We start from the raw sequence: 18,775 nt of genomic DNA, 5'->3' as shown, positions 1-18,775 counted from the left end.
TACTGTTACAGATTACCTTGTTTTCCTTATGAATTCCAATGAAATGCTTTCGTGCTACGTGGACAGTTCTTATGTTTTTTGCAAATAAAGAAATGTTTACTCAATGCCCGAATCATTTTACAGATCATTGAATAAGATACATTATGTATTGTTAGAGAAAATACAATAGTGTGTAATATACAGTATAGATAAATGAGGTGATAAGAGCATGAGTTCTTTGTTAGATACATTTATGACCGAACTAAGAAGAGGAACACTTACACTTGCCGTTTTAAGTCAATTACGTACCCCCCAATATGGCTATTCACTCGTACAGCGGCTTGAAAATGCCGGTGTGGTCATAGAGCAAAGTACGCTCTACCCCCTGTTGCGGCGATTAGAGAAACAGGAACTCGTTACGAGCAGCTGGGATACAACGGAAAGCAGGCCGCGGAAGTATTACGTTTTAAGTGATTATGGGATGGAGGTTTACCTGCAATTAAAGGATGAATGGACAAAGATGACGCTGGAGCTGACATCAATATTAAAAGGAGATGAAAACCTTGAATCTGATTGAGGTTTATGTGTACGAAGTAACAAAAAGACTTTCTGTGAAGACACGGGATGATGTTGCCCTGGAGCTAAGGTCCACGATTGAGGATATGCTCCCAGAAAATTTCACGGAACAAGATGTGAAGGACGCACTTTCGAAACTTGGAAATCCTGCAGTGCTCGCTGCAAGCTATCGTGATACACCTATGTATTTAATTGGGCCGAATCTATATGATATTTATATTCTGACCATGAAGCGGGTAATACCATGGGCCATTTTGGTTACCATCTTCATTCATATTTTCGAGAATGTTATGTTCTTTTCCGGTAAAGAAGCGATTCTTTCTGTGGTCATTCACTCCATTGGAATCATTATTGCCAATGTCATTAATGTCCTCATCCAAGTGTTCTTTTGGTTCACCGTTGTATTTGCCTTCGTAGAGCGAGTTGGTATTTCAAACGCTGAACTGCCGCATAAAAAGATATCCAACAAATGGACGCCTGAGGATTTAAAGTATGCCAAAATCATTCCAAAGAAAAAAGCGATTTCAAAAGGAGATCTTTTGTTTAGCTTCATCTGGACAGCCGTGTGGGCAATTGCTTATTTCTATGCTGACCACCTTATTGGTGTTTACCGTTCCTCAGATGGTAACGGGTTGCAATTCATTATGCCCATTTTTAATCAAGATACCTTGATGTCATACTGGCCGATCATCGCAATTTTTATCGTTTTGGAATTAGGATTAATTATTTTTAAATGGAAAGCCGCTCAATGGACGATGAAGCTTGTTACTGTGAATGCGATTATTCATATTTTAAGTGCGATTACTTTAATCGTCATTGCAAGCAACCCGCATTTGCTCAATGATGCCATGATTCCCTATATAGCGGAATTGTTTGAAACCAGCTCTTCCACTGTAGCTTCTTCATTGATATGGATCTGGAAGCTCATCGTAGCATCCAGCGTTGTCACTATAATTATTGAAATTTTCGAGAGTTATCGTAAAGCTAGAATAAGATAATACTAGAAAAACCTCCGATCGGAATGAGTCAATCGGAGGTTTTTCTATCCACTAAAATACTCGTATTCTTATGCAAATCGATAATATAGTAACAAAAATGTCGCTAGCACGAATATGAAATTTAAAAAGACAAAGATAAATTGATCCGATTTCGTTTTGTGCATCTTAATCGGCGGGTTGTAAAAGGAAACCCCCTCAATAATGAAGATGATTAAAACAATATGAATCATGAAATGGCCAATCACTTCTGTCATTCCAAAAAGCATAGTGGTCGAAATGAAAATACATGTAACGACAAACCCCAGCACGCGATTTAAAATTCCGACTACTAATAAATACCCGACAACAAATTCAATAAATGCAGCAATCACAACGAACAACCCTGGTTCGAAGCCAAATGTTGGCACATGATGATTAGCTACAATATCTAATGCCATGCTTGGATACACCCATTTTTCAACGGCTACCCAGCTGAGCGACAAACCAGTTCCTAGGTAGAGGAATGGGAATCCTGCTTTTTCAAGCTTCGTATTTCCAACTAATAGGACACCAATGATGGCAACATAAAATCCATAATCTAACATATAGAAAATACCGTGATGGACCGTTACATACATAAATAACCCTAATAAAATCAAAGCACCGATTTTTGTTGCGATATGATGCGGGATTAATAAAAATCCAATGGTTATCCATGTCAATACAACCACAATCGTATTTTCGATATGGAACTCCGGAGCAAATAACGTACCATTGGCAATTTGAATGATCAGCGCAGCAGCAGTCCCGTATTTTAGCAAATGACGTGAATATTTCCTTAAACTGGAGAGTCGATGCTCCCATGTTTTCACTGGTTTCCATTCAGCCATCTTCGGAATAAACAATGTTAATGAAGCCAAAACAACAGCAGCAACAAGGGCTAACATCATAAACGCCGGTGATAAAATATGTTCAATCGATTCCTTATGTGGCGCAACTTCTGTGAACCATTTCACATGTGCTTCTGTAAAAATTGGTGTCATGATCAGTCCAAGTATTAATAAAGTTTGAAATATCTTTCTCATTCCTAATCCCCCTAATAACATAAACAATATGATTATAGTGGTAATATACATTATTATCTCGTTTCATGACCGTCCTATTCGTGAACTTTATGTGAAATGTTTCACATTCATCAATGATTTTATATCCTTTCCTCAGCAGCGCGTTAGTACCATCATTTGTTTCGTCTAATGACCAATTGATCGAGTCTGGGAGTAGAATGAACAAAATCTCATTAAAAATCCCCGTAGCTATTGGAGCAGCAAGTACGAGGATTTTTATCTATGGAAATGTAATTGTGAGGAATTCCTTTGAAGTGTTAGTTATTTTTTAACTTATGAATTTCTCTGGAGTGTTCGGAAATCATCTGATCGTAGTATTCAAGATCATGTTTTGTAGCCATAGAAGTTTTGATATCTTGAACATCTTCAATAACAGTGTCTACTTTATTTTCAAGTCTGCCAACTCTTGCGTTTGTTTCAGAAATCTTTACATTCGTAGCTGCAACCGTCTCAATTAACTGGTAAATTAAATCCCCATGTCTCTTTAATTCTTGTTCCATTGTGTTTACCTTTTCATCCAGGCTGCTTACCTTTTGGTCCAGGCTGCTTACCTTTTGATCCAGGCTGCTTACCTTTTGATCCAAGCTGCTTACCTTTTGATCCAGGCTGCTTACCTTTTGATCCAGGCTGCTTACCTTTTGATCCAGGCTGCTTACCTTTTGATCCAAGCTGCTTACCTTTTGATCCAGGCTGCTTACCTTTTGATCCAGGCTGCTTACCTTTTGATCCAGGCTGCTTACTTTTTGGTCCAGGCTGCTTACTTTTTGGTCAAGGTTATTGAGTTTGTCCAAAATTAATTTAAGTGTTTCTTCCACTTTTCTCACCTCCTTCATTCATGATTATAGCAATTAATGTAAATATTTGTCGATTAAATTTATTTTTATCCTATTTATTAACGAACAGTCACGAACTAAATCCCCTAATCCTTGATCACCAACCCCATTAATGCGGCGAATTGAATCGCTTGGAAGGATGAGACTTTACAGCCTTTTAAATCATCCATCGACACCGTCAGCGAATTAAATGTTGAGGTACTGATATCGATGCCCTTCAGTGGCGTTTGTTCAAAGTTTGCTCCATCCAAAATACAAAACTGAAATTCAACGTTCTTCAGTTTACATTCAAAGAAATCGGTGTTTTTAAGTGACGTTTCATGAAACTTACATTTTTCAAGCTTTGAGTCCCCGAACGCCGCTAAGTTTAAAACAGCATTGTCAAACTGAACATTTCCAAACCGTGATTCAGTAAAATCCACACCCACTAATTTACTATTCTTGAATACAACCCGGTGAATGGAAGACTTGCTCAGATTGGTATTGGATAAATCGCAGTTTTCAAACCAAACATCGGTTATGTCAATCCCCCTAAAATCGGTATGGTTAAATCGGCAATTCTTAATCACCATATTGGATAAACGCACCCGGCCAATTTCTTCATTTTCAAAAACAGAGTCAATGACCTGGCACATTTCTAATTCCGGGTCTTCTTCAAATAAAATATCTTGGAAATTCTTTGTTGGTAAGTCAGCTGAAATCTTGGGAAAATCAATTTTCATACAATTGCCTCTTTCATCAAATTATTTAGTAATTGAGATGTTTTTATTTTAACCTATCCATCCTCCAAGTTGAAATAAATTAGGTATTTTTCATATAGCCCATTCGCATTTTGAATTTTTTCATATACATATTGAGTAGATGAAAGGAGGTTTGCATTTATGGATGGTGTAGGAGCAGGCGGAGGTTTTGCCTTAGTCGTTGTATTGTTTATCCTTCTCATTATTATAGGAGCTTCGTTCGTTGGAGGAGGATTCGGCGGTTTTTATTAAGAGAAAAAAATTACAAACAAAATTGAAAGGTGGATATTAACTATGTATGGATACGGTGGATTTGGCGGCGGCTGCTGCGGAGGCTATGGTTATGGTGGAGTTGGTTACGGTGGAGGTTTTGCTTTAATCGTTGTACTGTTTATCTTGCTCATCATCATTGGAGCAACTTGCTTCTATTAAAATAAAGTAAATGGAAAAAGCCCTTTACGAAGGGCTTTTTCCATTTCATTCAGTACTTTATTGCACCGAACGCATTAAAAGAAATACACCAGTAAAATCGTAATGATTAAGGATTGAGCTGACGTAATCATAAAATCATTTTTCCATTGTGTTTTTGAAAAAGGACTTAACATCCTTGCAATCACAAAGCTAAAAACCCAAATGATCAAAAATTGAAAAATAAAGCCCATTTTTTCCTCCCTCATAAAAAATTCCTCATTTTCATGGAGTTCCATCTTATTATAATATAATAAAATGTCAATGAAGGATTGCAAAACGACTTCACCGTTACTTTGTTACAACATATACCCGCTCCGGCCTGCCTACGGTTCCGTATGCGAGATCTGCTTCGATTTTTTCCTCTGATACAAGATGTTCTAAATACCGCCTAGCGGTTGTCCGGCTGACACCAATTTCTTTGGCAACTAATTCAGCCGTATGGCCGCCGCCTTCCCTGCTTAAAACCTCGAGCACCTTTTCGAGTGTGAGTGGATCAATTCCCTTCGGCAAATAAACCTTTTCGTTTGAGCCGATTTCAACTTCTTTTCGAAGAAGCTGATCAACCTGCTGCTGAGTGACATGGTAACCATCTTCTTCTAACTGTACCAACTTTCGATGAAAATCCTTAAAACGGAGTAAGGATTGTTTTAAACGTTCAAACACAACAGGTTTAATAATATAATCAAATACACCAATTCGAATGGCTTCTTGCACTCTTTGAATCTCTTTTGCTGCCGTAATCATAATGACGTTCATTTGTTTCTTCTGCTGCTTTGTTTCCTTCAACAAATCCAGTCCGTTCATATCTGGAAAAAAGACGTCAAGTAAGAGCAAGTCAGGCTGCATGATCTCAATTAACGTTTTAGCCTCCACATAACTTGCAGCAATCCCGACTGTTTGAAACCCTTCAATCTGCTCTAGAAAACGTTTTTGAATCTCAGCCACCCTTAAGTCGTCCTCTACAATTAATACTTCAATGTCTCGGTTCCCCTTCATCCAAATCCCCCCTACTTTTTGGTATTGCCACAGTAAAAATTGTGCCTTCTCCCTTTGCCGAAGAAAACGTGATCGTTCCGCCTAATTCGTTAACCGCCTTTTGTACTAAACTTAGTCCAATTCCAGCATTACTGCTTGTGTCTTTTGTTGTGTAACCTTGTTTAAATATCAGATTGCCGCTAGTTTCCTCTATTCCATTACCGTTATCTTCTACTTCCATAATCAATTCCTTGCCAAGATCGGTTAAAAATAGGGCAACCTTCTTTTCCTCTTTGTCACTCTCTCTTACAGCTTCAAAGGCATTATTCACCAGGTTTCCAATAATGGTTATTAACGAGTCCCTGCTAATCGCTGCAGGTACATCTGTAAAGCTGCTCTCTCGGTCGATTGAAAATTGAATTTTTAATTCACTTGCTAAACTTACCTTCCCTAAGATAAAGGCGGCAATAATCGGGTCAGGTACTTCCTTCATTAAAAATTGAATGAACCCTTGGGCCACATCTACTTCCTTTGAGATAAAATCAATCGCTTCTTTATAGGAACCGAGCTGGATCAAGCCCAACAGGGTATAAAGCCGATTAGAATATTCGTGGGTTTGGGCCCGCAAGCCCTCCGCATACGTTTTAATATGCGATAATTCCTTTAGGAGCTTGGTAAGCTCGGACTTATTCCGAAAGCTGGCTACCGCACCTATTACTTCATCCTTATTATTGAAAATAGGAATGCGATTGGCTAAATAAACTTCTCCTGAAATCAAAATTTCCTGATCATACTCGGCTTGTCCCGTTTCAACGACTTTAAGCAGATGTGTATTTTCCAGGACTTCTTCAATTCGTTTTCCGCGAAGCAATGTTTGCATTGGTACCTTTAAAATGGTGTGGGCTGTTTCATTTACCACCGTGATCCTGCCGTTCGTATCAATGGCAATGATTCCTTCATGAATGGATTCTAGAATCGCGTGTTTTTCCTGATACATCCAGGCAATTTCCTTTGGTTCCAATCCAAAAATGGCTCTTTTAATATTGAGCGAGATTAATAGTGCAGCGATCAGCCCGCCGAATAAAATAATTAATGTAGCAACAAAGATCTTTTTCTGGATTTTTGCTACTTCTTTTTCGATATCAGTTTGGAGGTAACCCACAGAAACAACACCGATTACCTTTTCCCCGCTGAAAATCGGTGCCTTCCCCCTCAGGGAAGGTCCGAGGGTTCCGGTGGACTCTGAGATGACCGATTCCCCTTTAAACACACGGCCATTATCTCCACCTACCATTTTCTGTCCTAACCGTTTGGGATTCGGGTGAGAGTAGCGGATTTCATTCCGGTTTCCAATGACGATAAATTCCGCGTCAACCTGCTTGCGAATTTTTTCAGCAATGGGTTGAATAATCGCTGACGGATTATTTGTGCTAAAAGCAGCTTCGATCTCCGGCATACTCGAAATCGATTGTGCAACAGATAATGCTTTAGAACCGATTTCATGTTTCAAATTGGTTTCCAAAATATTTTTAAATGTAAATTCAATAATCGTTCCAAGGACAATAATAAGTATGGAGATTCCAAGCATTAATTTCGTATGTAATCGCATAAAAGCACCTCTTCTTTATCATATAAAAAAAAACTCCTTTTAAAAAGGAGTTTTTTCTTAATCTTCTGAAATCTACCCTTCTACATTAATGATGACTTCTTTCCCTTTCCGTTTCAACAGCAATGGTACAACAAGCCAAAGTACCGTAATCAGTAGAAATACCAAAGAAAGCGGCCGGGTAAAAAATACACCGTAATCTCCATTAGATATGGTTAATGCCCTTCTAAGATTATTCTCAATCATAGGTCCTAATACAAGACCGAGAACAAGCGGGGCAATCGGATAGTCATGTTTACTAAAGAAATAACCAAGAACACCGCATGCTAATAAAAGCAAAAGATCATATGTTGATACTTGTACCGCATAGACACCAAATATCGAGATGGCGATAATCATCGGAATCAAATATTTCTTCGGTGTCTCAATGATTTTGGCAAATACCTTTACAAGTGGCAAATTTAAGATTAATAACATAATGTTTCCGATAAACATACTAGCAATCAGACCCCAGGCAACCTGTGGATGATCCTCAAATAATAATGGCCCGGGCTGGACATTGTACATCATTAACGCTCCCATTAAAATAGCAGTGGTTCCCGAACCCGGTATACCTAATGTCAGTAAAGGGATCATCGCGCCGCCGGATGCGGCATTATTCGCAGTTTCCGGTGCCGCTACACCAGCAATTGCACCTGTTCCAAATTTCGAGGGATTTTTGGAAATCTTTTTTTCGAGAATATAAGAGAAGAAGGATGCCAGTGTCGCACCTGCTCCCGGTAAAATGCCGACAAAAAAGCCTAGAAGGGAACCACGGGCAATCGGTCCTGCCGATTCCTTAAACTCTTCTTTAGATGGAAGCATATTATTTATTTTCGCAATTTCCCCGTCTTCCTCTTCTTTTTCTAAAATCGTTTTAAACACCTCACCGAGCGCAAACAGCCCAACAGCGATGGTTAAGAATTCGATTCCTTGGTAAAGCCACGGAACATCGAAGGTGAATCTGGCAATTCCCGAAACGTTGTCAATCCCAATCGTTCCGAGTAATAACCCGCAAATAGTCATAATTAATGCTTTTGTGACCGATTTCCCTGCTAACCCGCTAACTGCAGCAAGCCCTAGAAGCATTAACGAAAAATATTCAGCCGGGCCAAATTTAAGCGCTATATTGGATAAAGGCTTTGCTAAGACAATCAATGCAATGATTGTCACAAGTCCACCAACAAAGGAGCCAATTGCGGCGATCGATAGGGCGCTTCCAGCTCTTCCTTTCTTCGCCATCTGGTATCCATCTAATGTCGTTACAACAGACGAGGACTCCCCCGGTGTATTTAATAGAATAGAAGTAGTCGAACCCCCATACATCGCTCCATAATAAACGCCTGCCAGAAGGATAATCGCGCTTGTTGCCGCTTGTTCCGGCGGCAGTCCCCCAGTGATAGAAGCTGTTACCGGGATTAGGAGTGCTACCCCGCTCATAGGACCAATCCCTGGCAAAACACCAACCGCCGTCCCTATTAACACCCCTATAAAGGCAAAAATGATATTATACCAAATAAGTGCTGTTCCAAATCCATGAAATAAATAATCAAGAGTACTCAAAAGATATTCCTCCTTTCTACAGTGGTGTTAAAACCAAATGGGCCAGCCTGGCAATGTGCCCTTTAATACTTCAACGAAAATGAAATAAACAACTCCTGAAAATACTGCAGAGATGATTAGTGATGTAAGCCACTTAGACCGTTCCATTGTTTGAAAGCAAATAAACAAAAACAGAAAGGTTGTAATCACATAACCGATCATTTCTAAGGTTAAAATATAAACCAATGTGGCAGCTGCTATTATTAAGAATGGTTTGTATTGTAAAGGTTCCTTCTTTTCCCCTTCCCCGGTACTTGCGGCAGACTCGAAAAATAAACGGATACTTAATAAAACCAGCATGATTCCAAGAATAAATGGAAAGATATCGGGCCCAACCACACTTCCGTATGATGTGCTGGATAAATTCCTGCTCCCGACAATAAATAAAATACCAACAACAAGAAATGCTACAGATGCAATTCTGTCAAATTTTATCGCCATTTGAACTCCCCCTTTTAAAAAAATTAGGAAGGAGAAAGTTACTCCTTCCCACTTTTTTTATTTTTGCATACCCAGTGCTTCTAACAATTGCTGAACTTGTTGATTTTGTTCCTCTAAAAACGTTTTGAAATCAGCACTGTTTTTATATTCCAATTCCCAGCCTTGCGTTTCCACTTCTTTTTTCCACTCATCTGTCTTCACTAGCTTATCGATTGCTGTTTCCCAATAGGCTTTGGCTTCCTTAGACATTTTCTCAGGGCCAAACACACCGCGCCAAATGGTGAACTCTGCATCGACACCTTGCTCTTTCGCAGTTGGCACATCTTTAAAGTCACCTGCTAATCGCTCAGATGAAGTCACCGCCAGCACACGGACCTTTCCAGCCTTTAAAAATTCCTTCACGCTGGAGGCATCGGTGCCAATGACATCCGCATTGCCGCCAAGTAAGGCGGTAATGGCTTCCCCTCCGCCATCATAGGAAACGTATTTGATTTTTGTCGGATCGACTCCGTATTTATAAGCAGGAAGAATCGAAATTAAATGGTCCATGGAACCTGGTGCTGATCCACCTGCAAATGTAAGTTTACTAGGATCTTTCTTCACTTCTTCTAATACCGATTTCAAGTCTTTATATTTGGAATCTGACTTGACAACAATGGCACCAAAGTCTTTTGTTAACTGCGCGAGAGGTGTGGTATTTTTGTAACCGTAAGGACTGTTTCCTTCCTTTTTAAGGTTATTAATAATAATCGGTGGTGAATTCACAAAGAGCATATCGTTATTTGCAGCTTGCTGGGTCGCGTATTCTGCCATAAATACGGCACCGCCCCCGCCCGGTTTATTCTCAACCGTCAATGGCTGTGAAACTAGTTTTGTTTCGCTCAGTATTTTTGTAAACGAACGTGCGGTTAAATCCCAGCCGCCTCCCGCACCAGATGGAGCAACAACTGTAATGGCTTTAGTTGGATAGCCTGTCCCTTTTTCCTCCTTCTTACCTGGGCTGGCTGTTTCTTTGCTGCTGCAAGCCCCTAAACTTAATGCCAATGCTCCAGCACACATAACTGCCGAAATTTTTTTCAATGAAAACATGTTAAATCCCCCTTGTAACCGTTTTCTCAATTTTACAAAGATTTTTATAAATTAAAATATTTTACCTATAAACAGCATTAAAATCTTATTAATCATTTTGTTCATATTGTTCGCAGTAGTTTTAAACGGGCTAGTAATATGAAAATGATAAAAGCGGTCTCCTTTGGAGACCGCCAGAAACTCATGATTGAATCATGCTTTATTTTACTTTTGCCACCCCTAATGCAAAATGACTCCAAAGGAGGTTTTCTACTAAATCAGCCTAAGTGATTGCTCCTACTTTTCCTTTAGTTTTTTTAAATCCTCAATAAACGATTTAACTGCCTCCTCTTTCGTTGCCCACGAGGTCACCAAACGAATGGCAGAATGATCGGTGTCAACCGGTTCCCATATATGGAAAGCATATTTACTCTGCAATTCGGCAATAACGGTATTAGGCAGAATCGGAAATAGTTGATTCGATGGTGAATGAGTCAAAAACGTAAAATTGGCTTTCCCTAGTTCGTCTCTTAGCACCCCAGCCAGCTTATTCGCATACACGGCCAAATCAAAGTACAAATTGTCCCGAAACAGTTCAAGAAACTGTATGCCCAGAAGTCTCCCTTTTGCCAGTAATGCCCCTTTTTGCTTGATATGAAAGCGAAAATCTTCTTTAAGTGAATCACGGCAAATCACTAATGCCTCGCCTATAAGTGCGCCATTCTTTGTGCCGCCAATATAAAAGGCATCTACAAGTTTGGTGAGGTCGCTTAACTGAAGATCATTTTCTTCCGAACAGAGCGCTGATCCAAGCCTTGCCCCATCCATATACAAAATGAGATTATTTTCTTGACAGCAATCGCTTAATCGCTGCAATTCGCTCTTATTATAAATGGATCCAATTTCAGTCGAATTAGATATGTAAACAAGCTTCGGCTTTACCATATGCTCATCCGTATGAGCTTCGAGTACAGACTTTATGAGAACTGGGGTCAGCTTCCCTTCCGCTGCTTCGACTGAAATGACCTTATGTCCGGTTGCTTCGATTGCACCCGTCTCATGTGTAAGAATATGGCCGGTACTTGCTGCGATCGCGGCTTCATGCGGTCGTAAGAAAGCTGAAATAGCAATCAGATTCGTTTGTGTCCCGCCGGATATGAAGTGAATATCCACGTCGGTTCGCCCGATTTTTTCCTTTATCAATTCTTTTGCTTTTAATGAAAAACGGTCTTCTCCGTAGCCTTCCTCTTGCTCATAATTGGATTCGATTAATGCATTCAAAATTCTGGGATGTGCACCTTCACTGTAATCGTTCTTAAAACTATACATTTAATTGCCTCCATGATATTTTTTCCTACCTATCGTATCATATTTTTTAAAAATTCTTGAAAAAATTTGTTGAAAATAATCGAATCCGAACATAGATACATGAAAAAAGAAAGGTTATAATACACTTTAGGAGGTGAAGACATGGAACAGTCAGGAATTAACGAAATACTGAATGCATTAAAGTTATACTCTTCGAAAATTGATACAAAATTAGACGGAATGAAGAATGATCTTGAGAGAAAAATTGAAAACGTGAAAACGGATTTTGAAAACAAAATTGAAAACGTGAAAACAGATCTTGAAAACCATATGGATGAAAGGTTTGAACAGATGGACGAAAGATTTGACCGTCTAGAATCTAAACTTAATGGTTTCAGAGTGGAGTTGACAGAGACACAAGAAACTGTTGATTACCTAAGTATTAAGAGTGCACAGCATGAAAAAAAGCTTCGAAATCATGTTGGCCAGTAATCGCATAAGTATTCGGAACCTGCAAGGAACCACCCCAAAGAAACCACTAAGATGATTACCTCATGAAATTTCAAAATTATTCTATCAACCTATCGATTTTCACAGGATAGTTTAGCATTTCGTAAAAAAGCAGATGACCTGGACGATTGGTCATCTGCCGCTCCTTCTCAATTGATAAAGCGTCCCTTTTATTTCTTTTTCGACAGTTTGAAAGAAACTGTCCAGTCCCTTTTTCGCTCCTGATACCAATATTCGCTCACCAATAAGTGCCATTGCACCTGTTACCTGTGCTTCGGCCAAACAATTTAATGTAGAGGAACTCCCTAATTCCTGCAAAAGCATGTAAGCTTTACCATTGATCTCTCCAACGCCGCCTTTCCCTTTCATATACAGGCGGAAAGATGATGGCTGCTTCTGATTGGCTATCCGTATTTCCAGTGTAAAAACATCTTGCAATGGGCCGATCTGAATCTCCACTTCTGCATCGTATACTCCTTTCGAACGCTCTACAAACGTTCTACATCCAGGAATCACTTTTCTAAGAACATCTTTATCCATTAAATATTTCCAAACAATATGCCATGGCAATCCGAAGGTATACTCGTGCTCGATTCTCAAAGGCCATTCCTCCATCGCATTCCATAATTGCTCCATTTATTATTATTCAGGAAATGGATGGATGGTTCTCGTGCTTTAAAAAGCTTTTATCAAGGCATTTAAATGGAATAATCCTCCGGAATAAAAACCTTCAGCTGTTTTGGTTTAATAAATACTACATCACCTGTTCTCAACTCAAGGCTGCGATAGGAATCCTTCGCAATTTCTACTTCGACAAACTCACCATTATCTTGTCGAACCAGTTCCACTTGAACAACTGGACCCACTAAATGGATGTAGCGGATTCTAGCAGCAACAGAATCCATGCTTTCATTCCTTTCGATATGAATATCATGCGGCCGGACATAGCCTACTGCTTCCGTTTTTATTGTTTCAGCATACTCAGGCGGAGCATCTATTTCAAAACTGCCATGGCTAAGTTTTCCATGCTCCAGTCGTCCTTTAAATAAATTTACATTTCCTAAAAAGTCATAGACAAAGGGACTATTAGGATGTTCATAAACTTCGTCCGGAGTCCCAATCTGCTCAATTTTCCCTTCATTCATAACGACAATCCTGTCGGCAACATCGAGGGCTTCCTCCTGATCGTGTGTGACAAAAATACTGGTAATTGGGTAATTGTCATGAAGGTTCCTTAACCATCGGCGCAGTTCCTTCCGCACTTTTGCATCAAGCGCACCAAAAGGTTCATCCAGCAAAAGGACCTTGGGCTCGACTGCCAATGCTCTTGCCAATGCAACACGTTGCCGCTGGCCTCCTGATAAATGGGATGGATAACGATCAGCAAAGGCTTCTAGTTTTACAAGCCTGAGTAACTCGAAGACTTTCTCTTTAATCTCATTTTTTGAAGGTCGAATCTTTCTTGCCCGGACCCTTAACCCGTAGGCGATATTTTCAAATACCGTCATATGACGAAACAATGCATAATGTTGAAAAACAAATCCAACCTTCCTCTCTTTTGTGCTGATATGGGTCATATCATCTTCACCAAACAAAATGGCTCCTTGATTGGCAGTTTCCAAACCGGCAATTATGCGCAGCAGAGAGGTTTTCCCTGAACCGGAGGGACCAAGGAGTGCAATTAGTTCACCTGTTTGAATATCTATGTTTATTTTATCAAGTATGACTGCTGCAATTGCAGTTGCACCGGCATAATCATATTGTTCTAGCTTGGTCATAATTAACAGCGGGGTAATTTCTGTCTTCATCGGCATATTTCCAGCAATAAAGACAACCGATCCATACTCCCCCAGCGCCCGTGCAAATGCCAGCGCAAAACCTGTTAATGCCGCTGGCAGCAATTCAGGAATGATCACTTTCATAAAGGTTTGCAGCCGATTGGCTCCCAAACTGGCAGAAGCCTCTTCGATTTCTGTCTCAAGGTTTTGCAGGACTGGCTGAACCGTTCGAACGACAAATGGCAGTCCGATAAAGGTCAAAGCAAGGGTAATACCAAGCGGGGTGAAAGCCACTTTAAATCCCAAGAACTGTCCGACCCAGCCATTTTCCGTATACAACGTCGTTAAGGCAATACCGGCAATTGCTGTTGGCAAGGCGAAGGGTAAATCGACGAGACCATCGATAATTTTCCTGCCAGGAAAGTGATAGCGAACCAACACCCACGCGATTAATACCCCGAAAACTACATTTATGGCAGCAGCCATAAATGATGCCCCAATACTGAGTTGATAGGATGCGACCACCCTGGGCTCCGTAATGGTCTGCCACACTTTTGTCCACGGTGCGGCAAGTGAGTTAATAAAAATCATCGATAGTGGTAAAATGACTAGCATGCTAATGTAAATCATCGTAAACCCTAGTGATATGCCAAATCCAGGGAGCACAGGTTTTCTTTTAATTGATTGTAAACGAGCCATGAGGTTGACCCCTTCCGCTATAGATACAAGGGATGCTGCTACTCGGAGCACCCTCAATTTTACTTACTTCGGCTGGTATATTTGATCAAATGTTCCGCCATCATTAAAGTGCTTTTCCTGAGCCTTTTTCCAGCCGCCAAAATCATCATCAATGGTTACAAGATTAATCTTTGGAAATACATCCGCATATTTGTCGAGGATTTCTTGATTACGCGGACGATAATAATTTTTCGCGACAATCTCCTGTCCTTTTTCAGTGTATAAAAATTTCAAATAGGCCTCCGCTGCCTCTCTTGTTCCCTTTTTATCCACTACTTTATCAACAACAGCAACCGGTGGTTCAGCAAGAATACTAATGGAAGGAACGACAATTTCGAATTTGTCCTTGCCTAATTCATTAAGCGTTAAGAATGCCTCGTTCTCCCATGCAAGCAGGACATCTCCGATTCCCCGCTCGACAAATGTTGTCGTTGCCCCGCGTGCGCCGGAATCTAACACTTCCACATTTTTATATAATTGACCGACAAAATCTTTTATTTTCCCTTCATCATCGTTAAATTTTTCCTTAGCAAAAGCCCATGCCGCTAAATAATTCCAGCGCGCCCCGCCGGACGTCTTCGGATTGGGAGTGATAATCGATACCCCTTTTTTCGTTAAATTATCCCAATCTTTAATCCCCTTTGGATTTCCTTTTCTCACTAGAAAGACAATGGTGGACGTATAAGGTGTGGAATTATCCTCTAATTTCTTTTGCCAATCCTTCGAAAGCAAGCCGGACTTTTCAGCAATTTCATCGATATCATAGGCAAGCGCTAGTGTTACGACATCAGCTTCAAGTCCATCAATGACGGCGCGGCCCTGTTTTCCTGATCCGCCATGGGATTGCTGAATCGTAACCTGTTGACCTGTTTTTTGTTCCCAATCCTTCGCGAATTCTTTATTAAACTCTTCATACAGCTCTCGCGTTGGATCATATGATACATTCAATAACTGAATCGGGTCTTTCTTTTTGTTTGTCTTCTCATTCGATGTTGTTGCTTGTTTAGTTCCTTGATTAGTGCTTGCCTCAGAGCCGCATCCTGCCAGAATAAGGGTCAAAATAATGAAAAGCGGTGTGAACGTATAAACAATTTTTTTATTAATTAACATATTAAATCCTCCTTTTTCCTATTTAAAAAGGCTGCCTATTCTTAGAAAAATGCATAAAGAAACTGGTCTGCGTTTTGTACAGACAACCAACTTTTACACACTTTCTAAAAATAAGCAGCCTTCAGTGGTCTGATCGGCAGCATCCATCATTACTTATTGTTTTTAAACGATGAATTTTTTGATGCAAATCGTGTTTTTTCTGTTTTATCAATTTGGGTAATGGCTCCATCATGAACAGTTATTATAACTGAGCCATACTCCATATTTTTTAATGTAGAAAGAATAAAATTCGCTTTTGCCTGATCCACATTTGCCATAGAATCATCCTCCTTCAATTTTTCAATCACCTATAGGTTTACTTGGTTTTAGAGATAAAAAAATTCAAATTGAAGTGTAACAATGTGGACTTCCTTTACTAATCGGAAACTTCATCATGATTAGCTCCTCCTTTTCAATAAAAAAGGCTTATACCCAGTAATGAGTATAAGCCTTTGGTTAACCAATCAGCTTGCGATATTCAGTATGTCAAACTTTCTATAAATCTTTTAATTTATCACTATTTTAATCTGACTTTTCCGACATGTCAAGTGTGTTTTAAAAATTCTCTAATTTGTTCTTTTAGTAATCTATGCACTAAGTTATTCATACAAATTTACCAAAACTTATTGTAAATGTTATAATTTTTTAAAATGTAAATTATAGAATTGTATATAAAAAATGAAGGATGTTATTATATGCGATATTCTCCGAGAAGCCGATTCACCTTGTTAACCGAAATCTTATGGATATCAACAAAGCTTGGTTTGACTTCGTTTGGCGGCCCCATTGCTCATTTAGGATATTTCCACAATGAATATATCCGTAAAAGAAAATGGCTGGATGAACGCAGCTATGCTGATCTTGTTGCACTATGTCAATTTCTTCCTGGACCGGCTAGCAGTCAGGTTGGCATTGGGATTGGTGTCATGCGTGCCGGTGTATTAGGCGGAATAATGGCATTCATAGGCTTTACCTTGCCCTCAGTATTTGCACTCATTTTATTTGCCCTCCTTCTAAATGGGATGAACATGGAAAATGCTGGCTGGATTCATGGTTTGAAAATTGTCGCTGTTGTTGTAGTCGCACATGCCATTTTAGGGATGGCACAGAAATTGACTCCCGATTTAAAAAGAAAATCCATTGCCCTGTTCGCCCTTGTAGGAACTTTGATCTGGCAAACCACGTATATACAGGTAGGTATAATCCTTGTTTCTGCTATGTTTGGTTATCTATTTTTTAAACAAACGGCATCAGAAGAGGACACGATCATAACGGTTCCATTATCACGTGGATTTGCCTATACTTGTTTAACCCTTTTCTTTGGCTTACTTATCATACTTCCCATTCTTAGAGAAATAACGTCTTATGAATGGATTGCGCTTTTTGATAGTTTCTATCGGTCAGGTTCGCTTGTTTTTGGCGGTGGGCATGTTGTATTGCCCTTACTTGAGCGTGAATTTGTTCCATCAGGCTGGATTAGTAAAGAGAATTTTCTCGCAGGTTATGGTTCAGCGCAGGCAGTTCCTGGACCTCTTTTTACTTTTGCAGCATATATCGGGGCGGTAATCAACGGATGGAAGGGCGGCCTTTTGGCGACATTTGCTATTTTCCTGCCAGCTTTCCTATTGATCATGGGTACCCTGCCCTTTTGGGATCACCTTCGAAAAAACCCAAAAATCAAAGGGGCACTTCTAGGTGTAAACGCAGCAGTGGTCGGAATCTTAATCTCTGCTTTCTATACACCGATCTGGACTAGCTCAATCATGTCACCAATTGATTTTGCTTTTGGCTCTATTCTGTTTTGCTTACTTGTTTATTGGAAGCTTCCACCGTGGATCATCGTACTTCTAGGTGCACTGGGAGGATTATTGCTATGAAAATGGAGACTATTAAGGTGAGTGAACAATGAAAAAATATGTAAACTTGGATAATGTTACAAGCAATAAATCCTTTAGTGATATGAGGAAGTGGCAGAAGGAACGACGAACGAAAGTAAAGGATTTATCGGTAAACATTGAACAGTGTCCCACAAAAAAAGTGACCGAAATAAATGAAAATAGAAATCGCACTTCCTTTACGTGGATTGGGCATTCTACCTTTTTGATTCAGTTAAATGGCATGAATATTTTGACGGATCCTGTATGGGCGAAGAGGATGGGATTTCAAAAGCGACTGACTGAGCCGGGAATTTCTTTAGCAGATTTGCCTAAGATTGACCTTGTTGTCATTTCCCATGGTCACTACGATCATTTGGACTTCCCTACTTTAAAAAAATTAAAAGGAAATCCCCATTACTTTGTTCCTGTTGGGTTGAAATCACTTTTTACCAGAAAAGGCTATCAGAAGGTGACGGAAATGTCCTGGTGGGAAAACGCAGAAGTTAAAGAAATTACCCTTCATTTCGTCCCTGCACAGCACTGGACGAGACGGTCGCTTACAGATATGAATACATCCCATTGGGGCGGCTGGATTTTTAAAACACAGGTGGAAACCTTTTATTTTGTCGGTGATACGGGATATTTTAACGGTTTTAAACAGATTGCGGAGAGATTTACAGTAGATACGGTGTTTATGCCGATTGGAGCCTATGAGCCTGAGTGGTTTATGGCGGATGCCCATATTTCTCCGGAAGACAGCGTGAAAGCCTTCCTTGATTTAAAGGCAAAACTTTTCGTGCCGATGCATTATGGTGCTTACCGATTAGCCGACGATACAGGCCCGGAGGCATTAGACCGCTTGTACCGTGAATGGGAAAAACAGCAGCTTCCCGGGGAACAATTAAAGGTGCTCTTACTTGGTGAAACCGTGATTGAGACTGAAAAGTAGAAAACCGAAGGACCAATCCTTCAAAAATTTGGTTC

Annotated in this window: 21 protein-coding genes and 1 pseudogene; 7 read left to right on the top strand and 15 right to left on the bottom strand. The window is 39.9% G+C overall.

The features are described 5' to 3' along the window. The first annotated feature begins 208 nt into the window (after positions 1 to 208). Complete coding sequence (locus tag FAY30_RS11555) at positions 209 to 556, top strand: PadR family transcriptional regulator (RefSeq protein ID WP_149870025.1); 348 nt, start codon at positions 209 to 211, stop codon at positions 554 to 556. Beyond that, positions 543 to 1,553, top strand: a complete 1,011-nt coding sequence (locus FAY30_RS11550; RefSeq protein WP_149870024.1) for an HAAS signaling domain-containing protein — start codon at positions 543 to 545, stop codon at positions 1,551 to 1,553. The genes FAY30_RS11555 and FAY30_RS11550 overlap by 14 nt, the downstream gene beginning before the upstream one ends. A 68-nt stretch (positions 1,554 to 1,621) precedes the next feature. On the opposite strand, the gene FAY30_RS11545 is transcribed toward FAY30_RS11550, so the two are convergent. The 3 genes from FAY30_RS11545 to FAY30_RS11535 form a co-directional block, all read right to left on the bottom strand. After that, positions 1,622 to 2,617 carry a hypothetical protein gene (locus tag FAY30_RS11545; protein ID WP_149870023.1) on the bottom strand — a complete coding sequence of 332 codons (996 nt, stop codon included), beginning with the start codon at positions 2,615 to 2,617 and terminating at the stop codon, positions 1,622 to 1,624. Between the two features lie 296 nt (positions 2,618 to 2,913). Beyond that, the gene (locus tag FAY30_RS11540; RefSeq protein ID WP_149870022.1) at positions 2,914 to 3,471 is read right to left on the bottom strand and encodes a hypothetical protein; all 558 of its coding nucleotides are present in this window, start codon (positions 3,469 to 3,471) and stop codon (positions 2,914 to 2,916) included. A gap of 104 nt (positions 3,472 to 3,575) precedes the next feature. Then, positions 3,576 to 4,211 (bottom strand): pentapeptide repeat-containing protein, encoded by a 636-nt coding sequence (locus FAY30_RS11535; RefSeq protein ID WP_149870021.1) that lies wholly within the window; start codon positions 4,209 to 4,211, stop codon positions 3,576 to 3,578. A gap of 159 nt (positions 4,212 to 4,370) precedes the next feature. Between FAY30_RS11535 and FAY30_RS11530 the strand changes: the two genes are divergently transcribed. Both FAY30_RS11530 and FAY30_RS11525 read left to right on the top strand, forming a co-directional pair. Then, a complete protein-coding gene (locus tag FAY30_RS11530) occupies positions 4,371 to 4,481 on the top strand; it encodes a YjcZ family sporulation protein (RefSeq protein ID WP_149870020.1) in 111 nt (36 codons plus the stop codon). A 42-nt stretch (positions 4,482 to 4,523) separates the two neighbouring features. Then, positions 4,524 to 4,661 carry a YjcZ family sporulation protein gene (locus tag FAY30_RS11525; protein WP_149870019.1) on the top strand — a complete coding sequence of 46 codons (138 nt, stop codon included), beginning with the start codon at positions 4,524 to 4,526 and terminating at the stop codon, positions 4,659 to 4,661. Between the two features lie 74 nt (positions 4,662 to 4,735). Here the strand turns inward: FAY30_RS11525 and FAY30_RS27140 are convergent, their stop codons facing one another. The 7 genes from FAY30_RS27140 to FAY30_RS11495 form a co-directional block, all read right to left on the bottom strand. Further along, the gene (locus tag FAY30_RS27140; protein ID WP_190284883.1) at positions 4,736 to 4,906 is read right to left on the bottom strand and encodes a hypothetical protein; all 171 of its coding nucleotides are present in this window, start codon (positions 4,904 to 4,906) and stop codon (positions 4,736 to 4,738) included. Positions 4,907 to 4,988: 82 nt separating this feature from the next. Beyond that, complete coding sequence (locus FAY30_RS11520; RefSeq protein ID WP_149870018.1) at positions 4,989 to 5,696, bottom strand: response regulator; 708 nt, start codon at positions 5,694 to 5,696, stop codon at positions 4,989 to 4,991. After that, positions 5,674 to 7,284, bottom strand: a complete 1,611-nt coding sequence (locus FAY30_RS11515) for an ATP-binding protein (protein ID WP_149870017.1) — start codon at positions 7,282 to 7,284, stop codon at positions 5,674 to 5,676. Before FAY30_RS11515 ends, FAY30_RS11520 begins: the two co-directional genes overlap by 23 nt. A 72-nt stretch (positions 7,285 to 7,356) precedes the next feature. After that, on the bottom strand, positions 7,357 to 8,883 hold the full coding sequence (locus FAY30_RS11510; protein WP_149870016.1) for a tripartite tricarboxylate transporter permease: 1,527 nt from the start codon (positions 8,881 to 8,883) through the stop codon (positions 7,357 to 7,359). Between the two features lie 27 nt (positions 8,884 to 8,910). Further along, on the bottom strand, positions 8,911 to 9,363 hold the full coding sequence (locus FAY30_RS11505) for a tripartite tricarboxylate transporter TctB family protein (RefSeq protein ID WP_149870015.1): 453 nt from the start codon (positions 9,361 to 9,363) through the stop codon (positions 8,911 to 8,913). 57 nt (positions 9,364 to 9,420) lie between these two features. Further along, on the bottom strand, positions 9,421 to 10,452 hold the full coding sequence (locus FAY30_RS11500; RefSeq protein WP_149870014.1) for a Bug family tripartite tricarboxylate transporter substrate binding protein: 1,032 nt from the start codon (positions 10,450 to 10,452) through the stop codon (positions 9,421 to 9,423). A 276-nt stretch (positions 10,453 to 10,728) separates the two neighbouring features. After that, the gene (locus tag FAY30_RS11495; protein ID WP_149870013.1) at positions 10,729 to 11,760 is read right to left on the bottom strand and encodes a threonine aldolase family protein; all 1,032 of its coding nucleotides are present in this window, start codon (positions 11,758 to 11,760) and stop codon (positions 10,729 to 10,731) included. Positions 11,761 to 11,901: 141 nt separating this feature from the next. Between FAY30_RS11495 and FAY30_RS11490 the strand changes: the two genes are divergently transcribed. Beyond that, positions 11,902 to 12,231, top strand: a complete 330-nt coding sequence (locus tag FAY30_RS11490; protein WP_149870012.1) for a hypothetical protein — start codon at positions 11,902 to 11,904, stop codon at positions 12,229 to 12,231. Between the two features lie 150 nt (positions 12,232 to 12,381). Here FAY30_RS11490 and FAY30_RS11485 read toward each other — a convergent pair whose 3' ends face one another. From FAY30_RS11485 to FAY30_RS11470, 5 genes and pseudogenes are all read right to left on the bottom strand, one after another. Further along, entirely contained in the window at positions 12,382 to 12,849 is a 468-nt protein-coding gene (locus FAY30_RS11485; RefSeq protein ID WP_149872674.1) for an SRPBCC family protein, read from the bottom strand. A 98-nt stretch (positions 12,850 to 12,947) separates the two neighbouring features. Next, complete coding sequence (locus FAY30_RS27815; RefSeq protein WP_263315359.1) at positions 12,948 to 13,973, bottom strand: sulfate/molybdate ABC transporter ATP-binding protein; 1,026 nt, start codon at positions 13,971 to 13,973, stop codon at positions 12,948 to 12,950. Next, positions 13,968 to 14,726: pseudogene (gene cysT, locus FAY30_RS27810) on the bottom strand (sulfate ABC transporter permease subunit CysT); the annotation flags it as partial. The pseudogene cysT and the gene FAY30_RS27815, both read right to left, overlap by 6 nt. A 63-nt stretch (positions 14,727 to 14,789) precedes the next feature. After that, the gene (locus FAY30_RS11475; RefSeq protein WP_149870010.1) at positions 14,790 to 15,875 is read right to left on the bottom strand and encodes a sulfate ABC transporter substrate-binding protein; all 1,086 of its coding nucleotides are present in this window, start codon (positions 15,873 to 15,875) and stop codon (positions 14,790 to 14,792) included. Positions 15,876 to 16,024: 149 nt separating this feature from the next. After that, the gene (locus FAY30_RS11470) at positions 16,025 to 16,192 is read right to left on the bottom strand and encodes a YezD family protein (protein ID WP_190284882.1); all 168 of its coding nucleotides are present in this window, start codon (positions 16,190 to 16,192) and stop codon (positions 16,025 to 16,027) included. 417 nt (positions 16,193 to 16,609) lie between these two features. On the opposite strand from FAY30_RS11470, the gene FAY30_RS11465 reads away from it, so the two are divergent. Together FAY30_RS11465 and FAY30_RS11460 are read left to right on the top strand one after the other, a co-directional pair. Next, entirely contained in the window at positions 16,610 to 17,791 is a 1,182-nt protein-coding gene (locus FAY30_RS11465) for a chromate transporter (RefSeq protein WP_149870009.1), read from the top strand. 28 nt (positions 17,792 to 17,819) lie between these two features. Next, entirely contained in the window at positions 17,820 to 18,740 is a 921-nt protein-coding gene (locus FAY30_RS11460; RefSeq protein ID WP_149870008.1) for an MBL fold metallo-hydrolase, read from the top strand. The last annotated feature ends 35 nt before the right edge of the window (positions 18,741 to 18,775 follow it).

Source organism: Bacillus sp. S3, assembly GCF_005154805.1.
GTDB lineage: Bacteria > Bacillota > Bacilli > Bacillales > Cytobacillaceae > Neobacillus.
This window is presented reverse-complemented; position numbering and strand designations above follow the sequence as displayed.